Annotated in this window: 16 protein-coding genes; 12 read left to right on the top strand and 4 right to left on the bottom strand. The window is 71.8% G+C overall.

The window, feature by feature from the left end; all coding sequences use genetic code 11:
- Positions 1-54: 54 nt before the first annotated feature.
- On the bottom strand, positions 55-336 hold the full coding sequence (locus AB0F71_RS03530; RefSeq protein WP_360227414.1) for a helix-turn-helix transcriptional regulator: 282 nt from the start codon (positions 334-336) through the stop codon (positions 55-57).
- 336 nt (positions 337-672) lie between these two features.
- Here AB0F71_RS03530 and AB0F71_RS03535 point away from each other — a divergent pair, with 336 nt between their 5' ends.
- The 4 genes from AB0F71_RS03535 (at position 673) to AB0F71_RS03550 (ending at position 4,150) form a co-directional block, all read left to right on the top strand.
- A complete protein-coding gene (locus AB0F71_RS03535; protein WP_360227417.1) occupies positions 673-1,227 on the top strand; it encodes a YbjN domain-containing protein in 555 nt (184 codons plus the stop codon).
- Between the two features lie 380 nt (positions 1,228-1,607).
- A complete protein-coding gene (locus AB0F71_RS03540; RefSeq protein ID WP_360227420.1) occupies positions 1,608-2,009 on the top strand; it encodes a hypothetical protein in 402 nt (133 codons plus the stop codon).
- A gap of 3 nt (positions 2,010-2,012) precedes the next feature.
- Positions 2,013-3,635 carry an alpha/beta hydrolase gene (locus tag AB0F71_RS03545; RefSeq protein WP_360227423.1) on the top strand — a complete coding sequence of 541 codons (1,623 nt, stop codon included), beginning with the start codon at positions 2,013-2,015 and terminating at the stop codon, positions 3,633-3,635.
- Positions 3,623-4,150, top strand: a complete 528-nt coding sequence (locus AB0F71_RS03550; RefSeq protein WP_360227426.1) for a hypothetical protein — start codon at positions 3,623-3,625, stop codon at positions 4,148-4,150. The genes AB0F71_RS03545 and AB0F71_RS03550 overlap by 13 nt, the downstream gene beginning before the upstream one ends.
- A gap of 331 nt (positions 4,151-4,481) precedes the next feature.
- On the opposite strand, the gene AB0F71_RS03555 is transcribed toward AB0F71_RS03550, so the two are convergent.
- On the bottom strand, positions 4,482-4,619 hold the full coding sequence (locus AB0F71_RS03555; protein WP_360227429.1) for a hypothetical protein: 138 nt from the start codon (positions 4,617-4,619) through the stop codon (positions 4,482-4,484).
- A gap of 39 nt (positions 4,620-4,658) precedes the next feature.
- On the opposite strand from AB0F71_RS03555, the gene AB0F71_RS03560 reads away from it, so the two are divergent.
- From AB0F71_RS03560 to pyrE, 5 genes are all read left to right on the top strand, one after another.
- Entirely contained in the window at positions 4,659-5,819 is a 1,161-nt protein-coding gene (locus tag AB0F71_RS03560) for a pyridoxal phosphate-dependent aminotransferase (RefSeq protein WP_360227432.1), read from the top strand.
- 937 nt (positions 5,820-6,756) lie between these two features.
- Positions 6,757-7,284, top strand: coding sequence for a DUF2617 family protein (locus tag AB0F71_RS03565; protein WP_360227435.1), 528 nt, complete (start codon positions 6,757-6,759; stop codon positions 7,282-7,284).
- Between the two features lie 284 nt (positions 7,285-7,568).
- Positions 7,569-9,125 carry a polyamine aminopropyltransferase gene (locus AB0F71_RS03570; RefSeq protein WP_360227722.1) on the top strand — a complete coding sequence of 519 codons (1,557 nt, stop codon included), beginning with the start codon at positions 7,569-7,571 and terminating at the stop codon, positions 9,123-9,125.
- 296 nt (positions 9,126-9,421) lie between these two features.
- On the top strand, positions 9,422-10,507 hold the full coding sequence (locus AB0F71_RS03575) for a hypothetical protein (RefSeq protein WP_360227438.1): 1,086 nt from the start codon (positions 9,422-9,424) through the stop codon (positions 10,505-10,507).
- 53 nt (positions 10,508-10,560) lie between these two features.
- Positions 10,561-11,097, top strand: a complete 537-nt coding sequence (gene pyrE, locus AB0F71_RS03580) for an orotate phosphoribosyltransferase (RefSeq protein WP_360227441.1) — start codon at positions 10,561-10,563, stop codon at positions 11,095-11,097.
- A gap of 139 nt (positions 11,098-11,236) precedes the next feature.
- Here the strand turns inward: pyrE and AB0F71_RS03585 are convergent, their stop codons facing one another.
- Positions 11,237-11,956, bottom strand: a complete 720-nt coding sequence (locus AB0F71_RS03585; RefSeq protein WP_360227444.1) for a VTT domain-containing protein — start codon at positions 11,954-11,956, stop codon at positions 11,237-11,239.
- 346 nt (positions 11,957-12,302) lie between these two features.
- On the opposite strand from AB0F71_RS03585, the gene fbaA reads away from it, so the two are divergent.
- Complete coding sequence (fbaA, locus tag AB0F71_RS03590; protein WP_360227447.1) at positions 12,303-13,325, top strand: class II fructose-bisphosphate aldolase; 1,023 nt, start codon at positions 12,303-12,305, stop codon at positions 13,323-13,325.
- A 139-nt stretch (positions 13,326-13,464) separates the two neighbouring features.
- Here the strand turns inward: fbaA and AB0F71_RS03595 are convergent, their stop codons facing one another.
- A complete protein-coding gene (locus AB0F71_RS03595; protein WP_360227450.1) occupies positions 13,465-13,896 on the bottom strand; it encodes a DUF3151 domain-containing protein in 432 nt (143 codons plus the stop codon).
- Between the two features lie 252 nt (positions 13,897-14,148).
- Between AB0F71_RS03595 and AB0F71_RS03600 the strand changes: the two genes are divergently transcribed.
- The gene (locus tag AB0F71_RS03600) at positions 14,149-14,931 is read left to right on the top strand and encodes a DUF3152 domain-containing protein (RefSeq protein WP_360227453.1); all 783 of its coding nucleotides are present in this window, start codon (positions 14,149-14,151) and stop codon (positions 14,929-14,931) included.
- A 118-nt stretch (positions 14,932-15,049) separates the two neighbouring features.
- Positions 15,050-15,769, top strand: coding sequence for a hypothetical protein (locus AB0F71_RS03605; protein ID WP_360227456.1), 720 nt, complete (start codon positions 15,050-15,052; stop codon positions 15,767-15,769).
- Positions 15,770-15,820: the final 51 nt, after the last annotated feature.

Consider the following 15,820-nt stretch of genomic DNA (forward strand, 5'->3'; position numbering starts at 1 on the left):
ACCGCTCTCGGCCGCCCCCTTGCCCGCGCGAGGGGGCGGCCGCCGGGCACCCGCTCACTCCCCCGAGGCCCGCTGCTCCCGCCGCGCGCGGTCCCGCCAGGCGCGGGCCATCCGGTGCAGCTCGGCCCCCTGGGACTCCGGGAGGTTCCAGGTCTGGGTGAGCAGCCGCAGGGTGGACACCCGCGGGCAGGACACCCCCCGCTCCAGGTCGCGGATCGACCGCACGCTCAGCCCCGACGCCTCCCCCAACTGCTCCTGCGTCATCCCCCGGTCCAGCCGGATGTTCCGCAGCAACGCCCCGAGCGAGGCGCCCTCCCCCGTCACCGTACGCTCCATCCCCGTTCCCCCCTTCGGTTCAAAACACCTCAACTCGCCCGGGAGGAAAGGCCTTTGCCCCGGGCCGGTTCCGTCGCACGCTAACCGCATCCGGCTCGCACGGCAGGCGAACCCGGGCGCCGGGCGCGTGACTTGGCTCACGCGCGCGCCGGGCGTGCGACGGGGCCGCCGCACCCCGGGCACCGTGCGTGACGGAGGCCTCCGGACACCCCGGTACGAAGATCGACGCGCCCCCCGCCTCCCCTGTGAGCGGAGCCCCGAATGAGGCAGGATGGGAGGTGGAAAGGGCGGCCTCTCATTGCCGGCCACCACGTGCACTGAGGAAGAGGACCCCCCATGAGCATCGACCCGTCGTCCATCCCGTCGTTCGGCGTGCCCCAGGGCGGCCAGCCCGGTGGCCAGGGTGGCCGGCCGGCCGGCCCTCCGCCGATCGTCGTCCCGGACCAGGCCCTGGTCGCCCAGCTGCTCGACCAGATGCAGCTCAAGCACGTCGTGGACGAGGAGGGCGACCTCACCGCCCCCTGGGAAGGTTTCCGCGTCTACTACATGTTCCGCGGCGAGCAGAAGGAGCTCTTCGCGGTCCGTGCCTTCTACGACCGCGCGTACCCGCTGGAGAAGAAGGGCGAGATCCTCGACCTGATCGACGAGTGGAACCGCGAGACCCTCTGGCCCAAGGTGTACACCCACACCCACGAGGACGGCGTGGTCCGCCTGATCGGCGAGGTCCAGATGATCGTCGGCACCGGCGTCAACCTGGACTACTTCGTCACCACCACCGCGAACTGGACCCAGGCCGCGGTCGGCTTCGAGCAGTGGATCGTCGAGCGCCTCGGCCTGCAGAACGAGATCGAGGGCGAGGACGGCGGCAGCGAGGACGGCGAGGAGGCCTGATCCCGGCCCCGCCGCGCACCCCTGCGGCCCGGCCCCCGGCAGACGCCGGGGGCCGGGCCGTTCCCGTACCCTCCCGCGCCCTCCCGGCCGCCTGGCCGTCCTTGTCCCCAGCCCCGGCTCGGCTCGGCTCGGCTGGGTCAAGCCCTGCTCGCCTACCTGTTCGCTGGCGAGCTGAGGGCGAATGCGGTGGCCCTGCCAAGATGCCGGGTCCGCCTGCGAGTGCTCCCATCCCTCGGTTGTCCATGCCCCGCTCGCGTTCATCCCAACGCCCAGGTCCACCGATCGCCGCTAGAAGCAACCGATTACTATCCGACAGTAATCATTTCTGGGGGAATGCGGGCTGCGGGCAACGCCTCGGGGCCGGCTACAGGGGGGAACACATGGCGGATCCTGATCTGGCCTTGGAGTTCAAGGTCAATCCGGCTGAGCTGGACGGCTGCGCACAGAGCGCGCAGCACGTCGGGGGTCTGATACCGGGTGAGACTTCGAAGGTGACGGAGCCGTGCAGCCAGGCCGCCGGCACGCTGCAGGGGTGGCTGACGGCCGCCGCGGTGCGAGACTGCGGCACCAACTGGAAGACGCTGCTGGACAAGCTCGCCGGCGACATGGGGGACGTCGGTACCAAGCTCGCCGCATCGGCCGCCTACTACCGCCAGGTAGAGAAGGACGTCCACACGAGTATGAGGAACCCGGCCGCGCCGATCCCGGACGAGCCGGACCCCTTCGGCACGACCGTCGTCCCGGGCCCGGTGAAGCCCTCCAGCGCGAAGGCGGCCGAGTAAGCGATGAACATCAAGACGCTCTACGACGCCAACATCAACAACATCACCATCGCGAAGAACGCCTTCGACAAGCTCTACTCGGCCTTCGGCCAGCACATCGAGTCCTGGCAGCACGAGGTCGTCGACCGACTCACCAACTCGCACTGGACCGGCACCGCCGCCGACCACGCCCATGCCCGAATCCAGTTCCTGGGCACCGAACTCCAGTCCGCGCACAGTGAGCTCGACTTCGTCAGCAAGGCACTTGCCAAGGCCGCCGAACAATTCGCGCTGGCGCAGGCCCACTTGATCTACGCCCTGGACGACGCCAAGAACGCGAAGCTCAACGTCGCCCCTGACGGCCGCATCACGTGGGACAAGGAGCCCACGTCCCCGAACTACGCAGGCGCCGGCGCCGAGACGACGGCGATCGCCATCAGCAATCGCATCGCCGCCGCACTCAGTGAAGCCGACCACGCGGACCAGGAGATCAGTGCCAGGCTGAACCACCTCGCGACCAACGCGAGCAACGGCACCGGCCTGGACGCCGCCACGGTGGCGAAGGACCAGGCGGCCGAGACCGCCCGCGAGCAGATACCCGCCGCGGGCACGGACCCGGCCTCCGTCAAGCAGTGGTGGAACGGCCTCAGTGACAGCGAGCGTCAGAAGTTCATCAACGACCACCCCGACCAGGTCGGCAACCTCGACGGCATCCCCGCCGTCGCCCGCGACCAGGCCAACCGCATCAACATGAAGAACGCCAAGCAGAACCTCCAACTCCAACTCGACCATCTGGGCCCCGAGCCACCGCACAAGATCGATGGCGGGCAGGGCCCCATCACCAACCCGGACTGGATGGCCTGGGATGCCAAGAACATCGACCTGCGGGAGAAACTCAAGGGAATCGACGACATCGAAAGCCGCCTGGACGGCAAGAAACTGGCCGCCCGTGGCAACACGCCGGCCTTCCTCCTCGGCTTCGACACCAAGGGCAACGGCCGGGCAATCGTCTCGGTCAACAACCCCGACACGGCCGACAACGTCGTGACCTTCGTCCCTGGCACCACCTCCAAGTTCGCAGCGGTCAGCGGCGACGTCGACAAGGCGGACGAGATGGTGAAGGCAGCCACCACGGAAGGCCGAACCAAGTCCACCGCGGCAATCGCGTGGGTCGGGTATGACGCGCCGCAGAACAAGATCCCGGACGCAGCAATGGACCATTTCGCCGAGAACGCGGAGAAGGATCTGGCCCGTTTCCAGGTCGGGCTGCGCTCGACCCACGAGGGCGCACCGTCGCACAACATCCTCATGGGCCACAGCTACGGAACCCTCGCAGTCGGTTACACCATGCGCGACCTCAAGCCACCAGTCGACGACGTCATCCTCGTCGGCAGTCCCGGCGTCGGCGTCGACCACGCCAGGGAACTGAACATCGACCCGTCCCACGTATACGTCGCCCGGGGAAGCGAGGACTCCGGGATGTATGCGGTAGCGCGAAGCGAGTGGTTCAGGCAGGATCCTATGAGTTCCGATTTCGGAGCCCGGCATTTGCAGGCCGGGGACAGCGATCACTCCCACTACTGGAATCCAAATGGGGACGCGGTCAAGGAATTCGGCAGGGTCATCGCCGGCACATGGCGGCCGTGATGGCGAACGGGACCCACCAACGCCTTACCAAGGCCGCGAGGTTGGCGCTGCCGGCCGTCGCCGTCCTGCTGATGGCCACGTCCTGCGCCGGTACGGACGACAGCCCGACGATGACCCATGAGCAGGCCAAACAGAAGACCGAGGCGTACTTCGCCGACGTATTCGCCGCCCTCCCGCAACCGGTGACCGCAGTCGCCGACCGGGACAGCGACGGGTGGTGCTTCAAGAACGACGCCCCTTCGGAGGAAGACGGCCGGACCATGGCCGTAACCTCCCGCTATCTGCGAGGCATCCCGGCCGACCATCATGCCGCCACCTTCGATGCCTTCCGCGACCATCTCGTCAAAGCCGGGTTCAAGGTCACCAGCAGCCACGCTGATGCCATCTTCCTCAAGAATCCGAAAGACGATTTCAGCGCCACCATCGACGACGGCGGCGACTGGAGCACCACGCTGCACATCGCCTTTGTGTCCCCGTGTGTCTGGCCCAACGGCACCAAGCCACCCACCGGGTGAGCTGGAAGTCCGTCGAAGATCTCGCTGGTAGCGGGGCTGTCCCGGTTGCTAGGAGTCGGCACTCCGCGGGCCCAACCGACGGGCTATGCGTGCGGCTTTCCTTCCGAACGGGCCGATCTCGCGGCACTCGTAGAGACCGTTACCGCGGAGCGGCCAGCCGTAGGGCTGGCCGCTCCGGCCGAGGAACGTACGCGCGTACACGTACTTCTCGTTCATGCCAAGGATCTTGGCGACCCAGCCAACCGAGACGGAGCAGATGAGGCGCTGGGGCGTGATGGACACGTCTGGAAACGGGGCGGCGGGATCCGCTCTGGAAACGTCAAGGGGCACGTCAAGCGGCCGCGGTCGATGCGGTGGTCTGCTCGGCGGTGGCGTGCTGTGCGCACACCCCCGGGTGCTCGCCGATGCCGTACCAGGGCATCAGCTGGATCGACGGGTTGCGCTTGCTTGTCCATCGCTCGCCAGCCATCAGAGGATGGCTCTGACTACGAGCCGTGAGGAGCCGCTGATGGGTACGAGGCCTTTGCTGAACCGCAGGCTGGCGGGCATGGGGACGACGATCTTCGCCGAGATGTCCGCCCTGGCCACGGCCACCGGATCGATCAACCTCGGGCAGGGCTTCCCGGACACCGACGGGCCCGAGGAGGTCCGCGAGGCGGCCGTACGGGCCCTGCGCGAGGGCCGCGGCAACCAGTACCCGCCCGGCCCCGGCATCCCCGAGCTGCGCACCGCCGTCGCCGAGCACCAGCAGCGGTTCTACGGGCTCAACTACGACCCCGACACCGAGGTCCTGGTCACCGCCGGCGCCACCGAGGCCATCGCCGCCGCCCTGCTCGCCCTGCTGGAGCCCGGCGACGAGGTGATCGCCCTCGAACCCTTCTACGACTCCTACGCCGCCTGCATCGCCATGGCCGGCGCCGTCCGCCGCCCGCTCACCCTCCGGGCCCCGCACTTCCGCCCCGACCTGGACGAGCTGCGCGCCCTGATCACCCCGCGAACCCGGCTGCTGCTGATCAACACCCCGCACAACCCGACCGGCACCGTCCTCACCTCCGAGGAGCTGGCCGGCATCGCCGCCCTCGCGATCGAGCACGACCTCCTGGTGATCACCGACGAGGTCTACGAGCACCTGGTCTTCGGCGCCACCCACCACCCCCTCGCCGCCCTCCCCGGCATGCGCGAGCGCACCGTCACCATCTCCTCGGCCGGCAAGACCTTCTCCTTCACGGGCTGGAAGGTCGGCTGGGTCACCGCGAGCCCCGCCCTGGTCGCCGCCGTGCGCACCGCCAAGCAGTACCTCACCTACGTCAGCGCCGGCCCCTTCCAGTACGCCGTCGCCGAGGCCCTGCGCCTGCCCGGCGACTACTTCGACACCCTGCGCACCGACCTGCGCCGCAAGCGCGACCTCCTGCTCAACGGCCTCACCGCGGCCGGCTTCCGTGCCTTCACCCCCGAGGGCACGTACTTCATCACCACCGACATCACCCCGCTCGGTGAGAAGGACGGTGTCGACTTCTGCCGCGCCCTCCCGGACCGCTGCGGCGTCGTCGCCATCCCCAACGCCGTCTTCTACGACGACCCGGACGCCGGCCGCAGCCTGGTCCGGTTCACCTTCTGCAAGAAGGACGAGGTGCTCCAGGAGGCCGTCGAGCGGCTGCAGCGGCTCTGAGCGACCAGATCGACGTCGGCGGCGAATTCGGTGCCGGGCGGAGTCCGGTAGAACCGGAAGAAGCCGCCGACGTCCTCACCGGTCACCGAACCGGTCGCCTCGCCGGTCACCGCACCCGTCACGAAGTGCGGAATGCCGGGCGACGGAATAGCCTTCCGCTCCCCCGTTCCTCCGCGCCCGGGGCCGTCGCCCCGGGCTCATCCCCCTGCTCCCGCCCCCGCTGCCGTCCGGCCGCGCGTCAGGTCGCGCCCCGGAGCCGCCGCGCGCAATGAACATGGCTTTTCCACAAGGAAGTTGAGCCGCCGACGGCGCCGCTCGACGGCCCCGCCCGGCCTGCGCCCGGCCTGCGCCCGGCCTGCGCGGCGCTACCTAGCCCGACGGGGAGCGGTTTGTGCAAGGGGATCGGGGGGCTCCGGTAGTCCATTGCGCACATACGGCGCGAGTCCGACTTTGCGCGCCCCCCTTGGACGGGACCAATTCTGGCCCGACGAACGTGCCGATTCGCCCCCAACTCCCCTGGGTGGCATGCTCCTTTGCTGCCCGTCAGGCAGGCCCCACGGCCCGTCGGGCACACCCGGAGACCCGCCCGCATCCCCCGCGTGGCAGGCGGCAGCGCACGGTGCGCGTGAAGAGCGCACGACCGGCGCACACGGCGCACAGGCCGGTGACAGGGGCGCGCGCTGTTCAGAGTCGCACACCGGGTCGATCAGAGCCGGGAAGCAGGTGTGCTCGAAACGGTGAATGCTTGACAAAGTTGGGTAAATCACCGACGGACCCGGCGTATTCATGCTTCTCTGCTGCTGAATCTCCAGCCGGAATCCTTCCTTCCACGGTCGGCCGCGCCCAGGGCCGCACAGCCACGAACAGCCTCGCCATCGCCTAGGCCTACTCGCTGCTGCTCGGCGGGCGCGCACGGAGCTGAAACGCGGAGCCGAGCATGCTCACCACACTGCAGACCTCCTACACGGACACCCGCGCCGGTGACCTGGCCTGGTGCCTCGGCGGCGACCCACTGCCCGCTCTCGCCGTCCGCGACCTGAGACTCGACGGCGGCCGCCCCGGAACCTCCGGCACCCTCCAGCTGCGGCTGCTGGGCGCCTCGCACCAGGTGGTGATCTCGGCCGGCCCCGGGGACTGCCTGGAGACCGTCGCCTGCATGCCCGGCCGCCGCACCCCGCTGCCCGCCCGGGTGGCCAAGCAGGTCGGCGGCTGGGAGTACGAGTTCGCCGCCCGCATCGAGGCCCTGCCCCCGCACGACTTCGCGGCCCGCGCCCAGGAGCTGCTGGCCCTGGTCGAGGGGCACCCGCGCGGCCTCGCCGGGGTCTTCCCGGGCGACCCGAGCGCCTTCACCGCCCTGGTCACCCAGGGCGGCACCGACCGGCTGCTCTGGCGGACCTGGCACGCCTACCCGCAGGAGGGGCAGCTGGTCTGCACCCGGTCCGCGCTGGTGGTGTCGGGGCCGTGACAGCCCGCGCGCCGGGCACCAGGAGCCCGTCCGACAGCACCGAACCCGGTCATATGCCACCCGGCACAGACCTACGAATCGTACGCAGGAACGATTCGTCAATCCGAGGGCTCCCGCTGTCCGTCGGATGGGCGCAGCGATCCGTCCCGCACGTCCCCTAGCGTTTGTTCGTGATCAATCATCCGGCCGGTCCGCCCGCACGCCCGCGAGTGGACCTCGACGACGGCACCCCACCCCGGCCCGGGCGAAGCCTCATCCCCCTGCCCGCCCGCCGTCGCTCCCGGCTGCGCTCCCGCCCCCGGCTCGCCCGGCTGACCGTCCTACTGGCCGCGTTCGTCTGCGCGGCCTGCGGACTCGTCTACGAACTCGAACTCGTGGCGCTCGGCGACTACCTGCTCGGGGACACCGTCACCCAGACCTCCGTGGTGCTCTCCGTCATGGTCTTCGCGATGGGCCTCGGCTCCCTGCTCGCCAAACGGCTCACCCGCCGGCCCGCCACCGCCTTCGCCCTCGTCGAGTGCGCCCTCGCCCTCACCGGCGGGCTCTCCGTCCTCGCCCTGTACTCCTGCTGGGCCTGGATCGGCCGCTACCAGGCCGCGATGGTCGCCCTCACCTGCCTCATCGGCATCCTCATCGGCGCCGAGATCCCGCTGCTGATGACCCTCATCCAACGCATCCGGCGCGAGGACGCCGGACGCGCCGTCGCCGACCTGTTCGCCGCCGACTACGTGGGCGCGCTGATCGGCGGCCTCGCCTTCCCGTTCCTGATCCTCCCCCTGCTCGGCCCCGGCGACGGCGCCCTGCTCACCGGGGCGGTCAACGCCGTCGCCGGGGCCGCCGTGGTGCTCTGGCTCTTCCGCGAGGAACCCGCCCCCCGGATACGACGGCTGCTCTGGGCCGGCTGCACCCTCGTCCTCGTCCTGCTCGCCGCGGCCGCCGTCGGCTCCGACCCGATCGAACGCGCCGCCCGGCACGCCCTCTACGGCGACCAGGTCCGCTACGCCATCCGCAGCCGGTACCAGGAGATCGTGCTCACCGGCCCCGCCGAGGGCCCGCTCCGGCTCTACCTCGACGGACGGCTCGCGGTCTGCGGGCCCGACGAGTACCGGGGCAGCGAAGGCCTCGTCCACCCCGCCATGGCCGCCGGCCCCGACGCGCGGGTCCTGCTGCTCGGCGGCGGCGACGGCCTCGCCCTGCGGGAGGTGCTGCGGCACCGCGGCGTCCGCTCGGTCCTCCTCGTCGACGCCGACCCGGCCCTCCCCCGGCTCGCCCGCACCGACCCCGGCCTCGCCGCCCTCGACGGCCACTCCCTGGACGACCCCAGGGTCCGCACCACCGCCGCCGACCCGCTGGCCTGGCTGCGCGGCGCACCCGGTGAGGAGTACGACGTGGTGCTCGCCGACCTGCCCGCGCCCTCGGACGGCGGCCCGGTCAAGTTCCACTCCCAGGAGTTCTACGGCCTCGCCGCCCGGCTGCTGGCCCCGGGCGGCCGGATCGCCGTCCGCGCCGGCGGGGAAGGCGGGGAAGGCGGGGACACCCGGGGAGGCGGGAACCGCGGGGACGGTCTCTGGCAGATCGAGTCCGGCCTCCGCGCGGTCGGGCTGCGGACCACCCCGTACGCGGTCGACGGCAGCGCCACCGCCGACTGCCGCCCCGGCCTGCCGGACACCGCCCAGGACTTCCTGCTCGCCGCCGCCACCCCGCCTCCGCTCACCCTCGCCCCCGACGCCCCACTGCCCCGCGCCTTCACCCCCGACACCCTCCACACCTCGGCCACCCGCCTCACCGCCCTCCGCCCACCCCGCCCCCCGGCCCCCCTCACCCTCCTGGCGCCACGCTGACCCGGCGGCAGGCGGCCCGGGGCGCCCGGGCCGGTGGGCGGGGTGGGCGGAGCGGCTCCCAGCCCTCGGGCCGACCCGGCTGGAGGCGCCCCTACGACGCGATAGAGCCTCCGGCAGGGCCCCGACAACGGCGGCCCGCTCCGGCCCCAACGGGCCGACCGCGCGCGACGCGGCACCCGCCCCGGGCGGCCGGGCGCGGGGCACGCCCCGGGGCCCGGGCGGGCAGGGGTGGCCCCGGGAAACTCGGGCGGTGGTGGGTGGGGACCGGGCGGGGCCCAGTCGGTAGGCTCCGTGGCATGGAGCATGAGGTTGTCGTCCCGATGTCCGCAGAGCTGGTGCGGCAGGCCTTGCAGGATCCGGCGCTGCTGGCGCGGAGCGTGCCGGGGCTGAGCACCGAGCCGGCGGCGGTCGGGGCCGGGCCGGCCGAGGAGATCGGCGGGCGGCTGAAACTGCGGATCGGCGGCTCCACGATCACCTACAAGGGCGTGCTGTCGCTGATCGAGGGCCGGGGCGGTGTGCTGACCGTGCTGGCCGAGGGCGAGGAGGCCCGGGGCAGCGGCGAGGCGACCGCCACCGTGCGGGTCAGCGTCGCGGAGGGTGCCGAGGACGGCACCGCGACGCTCCGCTTCACCGGCGACCTGAGCGCCACCGGCCGGCTGACCGAGTTCGACGCCGAGACCCTCGACGCCGTCGGCCGCCGCCTGCTGGAGCGCTTCGCCGTCTCGCTCACCTCCCCGGACGCCCCGGCCGAGGGCGACGAGGAATTCTCCGGCGAGGCCGCCGACGAGGCCGGGTCGGAGCCCGCGGACGAGACCGACGCCGGAACGGACACCGGGACGGACACCGGGACGGACGCCGAGGTCGTGTTCATCGAGGACCGCCAGGACCAGCCCGGTGACGACCTGGACGACGACCTCTCCGACCTGATCGCCTTCTCCGACGCCGATGCCGAGCGTTTCGGCCTCCCCACCGGCTCCGCCGCCGACGACGACAACGACGGCGATGACGACATCGACGAGCACGGCGACGGCAACGCCGACGAGGCCGGCACCCGTGGCCCGCAGGACGGGGTCGCCGAGGAACTCCCGGTCGGGCCGCTCTTCGCGTACGAGGACGAGCCGGAGCTCTCCGGCCCGGTCCGCCGCAGCATCGTCGGCCGTTCGGCCGAGGAGGTGGACCACGCCCCGCCGCGCGGCCGGTACGCCCCGGCGCTGCCGACCCGCAGCGCGCGGGCCCGGGCGGCGTCCCGCTGGGGCGGCGAGGCCGGTGGCATCGTCGTGCCGGGCACGGGTGGCCGCAGCGCGGTGCCGTGGGTGATCGGCGGCTCGGTGGCCCTGCTGGGCGGCGCCGTGGTGCTGGCCAGGGTGCTGCGCCGACGCTAGCCGCGAGCGCCCGCGAGGGCCCGGGAGGGCCTCAGGCCCTAGACTGAACGCTCATGAGCAACGACCGCGACGCCCTGCTGGCACAGATCAAGGACAAGGCCGTCGTGCACGGCAAGGTCACCCTTTCCTCCGGCAAGGAGGCCGACTACTACGTCGACCTGCGCCGGATCACCCTGGACGGCGAGGCCGCCCCGCTGGTCGGCCGGGTGATGCTGGACGCGACCTCCCACCTGGAGTACGACGCCGTCGGCGGCCTGACCCTGGGCGCCGACCCGGTGGCGACCTCGATGCTGCACGCCGCCGCCGCGCGCGGGCAGAAGCTGGACGCCTTCGTGGTCCGCAAGGCCGGCAAGGCGCACGGCCTGCAGCGCCGGATCGAGGGCCCCGAGGTGAAGGGCCGCCGGGTGCTGGCGGTCGAGGACACCTCCACCACCGGTGGCTCGGTGCTGACCGCCGTCGAGGCGCTGCGTGAGGCGGGCGCCGAGGTGGTCGGCGTCGCGGTGATCGTCGAGCGCGGTGGCGCGGCCGCGATCGCGGAGCAGGGCCTGGAGTACGTGACCGCGTACGACCTGGACGACCTGGGCCTCTGACCCGTACGGGCACCCCGAGCAGCACGGAGGGCCGGGCCCTGTTTCACGTGAAACCACGTGGAACAGGGCCCGGCCCTCCGTCACGACACCGTGCGGCCGTAAAAGCCACGCGGCCGTAGAGCACTACACCCGTGCGGCCTCAGCCGCGGCGGTGCCGCCCGCTGCCGCTCTGCACCGCGTCGCCGGCCGGGGCCTCGACGATGCCCGCCTTCTTCTTGCGGCGCTCCCGCATGACCTCGACCAGGATCGGCGAGATCGACAGCAGCACGATCAGCAGCACGGCCGGGATCAGGTACTTGTCGATCACCGGGGCGAGCGCGTCGCCGAAGAAGTAGCCGATCAGCAGCATGGACTCGGTCCAGAGCACGCCGCCGACGACGTTCCACACGAAGAAGGTCCTGGCGGGCATCTCCAGGGTGCCGGCCACCGGGTTCAGGAAGGTCCGGATGATCGGCATGAAGCGGGCCAGCACCACGGCCTTGCCCGAGCCGAACTTGTTGAAGTACTCCTCCGCCTTCACCACGTACTCGCGGCGGAAGATCTTCGAATCGGGCTTGTCGAACATCCTCGGTCCGACCTTGGCACCGATCAGGTGCCCCAGCTGGGCACCGGCGATCGCCGCGATCGGGCAGCCCACGAGCAGGACGGCGATCGGCAGCTTCGCACCGTCGCCGAGGACCGAGGAGGCCGCGTTCGAGGCGGCCACGCCCGCCAGGATCAGCAGCGAGTCACCCGGGAAGAAGAAGCCGACCAGCAGGCCGGTCTCCGCGAAGATGATCGCGATCAGCCCGATGGCGCCGAGGGACGAGATCAGGGATTTGGCGTCGAGCACGTTGACGGCCAGCTGGTTGTAGTCCACGGGCGCAGGATAGCGGGCGTACCTTTCCGGCGGCTTCCGGCCGAGCCCGCCGCCCGGCCGCGGCCCCGGACCGGGCGGCGAGTTCCGGCCGAGCCGTCCGGTACGGCGTCCCGACAGACGGGCTCCTGCTGACCTGCGGGCACGAGTCTGGGAAGATGACACCGGCGTCCGGTCCGCGGCGGCCCACCACCCTCATGGCCGTACCGCGGAGGTCGCCTCGAACCTTGGTGCCGGAGAGCCACACCGCAGCGCCGCGCGTCGGCGGGCCGGCACGGAGTCGTCACGAAGGCGTACACAGCGTCGGACAGCACCGTCCGTACGCCGCAACCCGACAGGAGCGGATCGCATGCCCATCGCAACTCCCGAGGTCTACAACGAGATGCTGGACCGGGCCAAGGCGGGCAAGTTCGCCTACCCGGCCATCAACGTCACCTCCTCGCAGACCCTGCACGCCGCGCTGCGCGGTTTCGCCGAGGCCGAGAGCGACGGCATCATCCAGATCTCGACCGGTGGCGCGGAGTTCCTGGGCGGCCAGCACAACAAGGACATGGTGACCGGCGCGGTCGCGCTCGCCGAGTTCGCCCACATCGTCGCCGCCAAGTACGACGTCACCGTCGCGCTGCACACCGACCACTGCCCGAAGGACAAGCTGGACGGCTACGTCCGCCCGCTGCTGGCGGTCTCCGCCGAGCGCGTGGCCAAGGGCCTGAACCCGCTGTTCCAGTCGCACATGTGGGACGGCTCGGCCGAGACCCTGGCCGACAACCTGGAGATCGCCCAGGAGCTGCTGGCCCAGGCCGCCGCCGCCAAGATCATCCTCGAGGTCGAGATCACCCCGACCGGCGGCGAGGAGGACGGCGTCACCCACGAGATCAACGACGAGCTGTACACCACCGTCAACGACGCGGTGCGCACCGCCGAGGCGCTGGGCCTGGGCGAGAAGGGCCGCTACCTGCTGGCCGCCTCCTTCGGCAACGTGCACGGCGTGTACAAGCCGGGCAACGTCGTGCTCAAGCCGGAGCTGCTGCGCGAGCTGCAGGACGCGATCGGCAAGCAGTACGGCAAGACCGACCCGTTCGACTTCGTCTTCCACGGCGGTTCGGGCTCGACCGCCGAGGAGATCGCCACCGCGCTGGAGAACGGCGTCGTGAAGATGAACCTGGACACCGACACCCAGTACGCCTTCACCCGCCCGGTGGCCGGCCACATGTTCGCCAACTACGACGGCGTGCTGAAGGTCGACGGCGAGGTCGGCAAGAAGAACACCTACGACCCGCGCACCTGGGGCAAGCTGGCCGAGGCCGGCATGGCCGCCCGCGTGGTCGAGGCCGCGGAGCAGCTGCGCTCGGCCGGCAAGCGCCTGAAGTAGCCGGCGGCCGGCCCGACCGGCGCCCGGAGTGCTGAGTGCCCCCGGTGGATCATCCACCGGGGGCACGGTCACATCATCGGGGTGCCGGAATCACCAGGTCACGAGGTCCGAGGGCACGGGGCCACGCGGTCCGAGGTCCCTACAGCTCGGTCGACGGCTTGAGCTCCGCGTACGCCTCCGCGCTGCTGTCCTTGAGGAACTGCCAGCAGCGGGCCTCCTCCTCGGTCTCCTTGATCGCGCCGGCCGCCCGGGCGAGCGCCGCCAGGCAGCGCAGGAAGCCGCGGTTGCCGCGGTGCTCCCACGGCACCGGCCCGTGGCCCTTCCAGCCGTTGCGGCGCAGCGCGTCGAGGCCCCGGTGGTAGCCGGTGCGGGCGTAGGCGTACGACTCGACGTGCCGGCCGGCCGCGTAGGCGTCGTCGGCGAGCATGGCCCAGGCGAGGCAGAAGGTCGGGAACTCCGCGGCCACCTGGGTCGGTGAGGCGGACTCCTCCGCCAGCATCCGGTAGGGCTGCTCGTCCTCCGGCAGGAGAGTCGGTTCGGGGCCGTCGAGAAGATTCCTGTGAATCGCCATGGGTGCAGTCTGCCATCCGGGGCCCTGGGGTCAACCGTCCCCCGGTGATCGGCCGCCCACTGGTCCGGCGGCGCGCCGTCCAGCGCACGACGCGCCCCGAGGGCTGCATACCGGGTATATGGACATTCACCCGTTCGCCATGCCAGGGTGTGGCGCGTGCCCGCAGCCAGATCCGCCCGCCGGCGAGCCACCCGACCCGAGAACGCTCGCAGCAGACGCCGTCGCCGGGCACCCCGTCGGATCGGACCTGGCATGCTCACGGCACTGGTGGCCTCCGTGCTGCTGCTGGGCGCCGCGGCCTTCGCCCTGGACCGCTCCCCGGACGCCCCGGCCCCCGCCGCCTCCGCCCAGGCCCGGCTCGCCCCGCCCGCCGAACAGGCACCCGGCAGCCCGTCGACGGCGCCCACCCCGACCCCGGCGAACACCCCGACACCGACACCCACGCCGACGCCCACCGCGCCGGACCCCGGCCCCGCCAAGGGCGCGGGCACGTTCAGCACCGCCCCCGCCAACGCCAAGGCGGTCGGGCGCGGCACCGTGCGCCGCTACCGGGTGGAGGTCGAGGACGGCATCGGCATCGACGCCGCCTCCGCCGCCGCCCAGATCCACGGCATCCTCGGCGACCGCCGCGGCTGGACCAACGACCGCAAGAACGCCTTCCAGCTGGTCGCCGGCGGCTCCTACGACTTCACCGTGAAGATCGCCTCCCCGGCCACCGTCGACAAGATCTGCGGCGCCTCCGGCCTGGACACCCACGGCGAGGTCAACTGCAACGTCGGCAACCAGGTGCTCGTCAACTCCAAGCGCTGGAACACCGGTTCACCCCAGTTCGACGGACCGCTGGACGACTACCGGGCCCTGATCATCAACCACGAGGTCGGCCACCGGATCGGCCACGGCCACGAGACCTGCCCCGGCCCGGGCAAGCCCGCACCCGCGATGATGCAGCAGATCTACGGACTCAAGGGCTGCACGCCGAACGCCTGGCCGTACTCGGCCGAGGGCACCTACCTGAGCGGCCCGGCCGTGCCCTGAGGAGCGTCCGACGCCCCGCTTCGGACCGACGCCCCGCTTCGGACCGACGCCCCGCTTCGGAACGGAGTTGAGACCTGATCGACAGACCGGCGGGACACCCGGCGCCTACCCTGCGACCATGACCGCTGCCCAGCTGACCGCTGCCCAACGCCGAAAGCTCACCGCCGTGTTCGCCGCCGCCGGGATCGCCCTCGGCGCCGCCGCCTGCTCGTCCTCGGCCGGGGGCGTCCCCGGGCCCGGCGCACTGTCCTACGGCTCCGTCCGCTCGACCGCCGAGAAGCTCCAGCAGGACAAGCAGGACACCTGCCCGTTCGGCCTCGACCTCGGCAAGGCGCTGCAGGCGGCCGGGATCCCCGGCACCGCCACCCCGGACCACGAGTACGGGCACGCCGTGCAGGGCAGCGTCGGCGACGGCCTGCCGCCGCAGCCGTGGCCGTCCGGCGCGAGCCACCCGCCGGCCATGCCGTCGATCCCGGCCACTCCCCCGCACGCCGACGTCATCTGCGCCTACCAGGTCGGCACGGCGAGGCTGGACCTCGAACTGTTCGCCGTCCCCCAGCCCGAGGTGGCCGTCAACCTGCTCCTGCCGGGCATCCAGCGCGCGGCGGGGCTGCCCGTCGCCGCACTCCAGCAGGTCGCCACCGAGCAGCCGGGCCCCGGCCAGACCAGGCTCCTCGGCAGCAAGGGAACGGCGGCCCTCGCCCGGATCGCGCACCAGGGCGAGGGCGACATCGTCCTGATGCTGTCCCAGAACCCCAGCACCGGCGAGCCGGACCAGGCCCTCACCGGCGAACCCCTGCGCAAGGCCGCCGCGGCCCTGGTCGACCAGCTGCATTAGGGCGTGTCTGACAATTCCCGCCGGGCGCGCGACGCTCCCCCAGCCTTCGGC

Origin of the sequence: Kitasatospora sp. NPDC028055, assembly GCF_040637885.1 — a bacterium.
Classification (GTDB): Bacteria; Actinomycetota; Actinomycetes; order Streptomycetales; family Streptomycetaceae; genus Kitasatospora.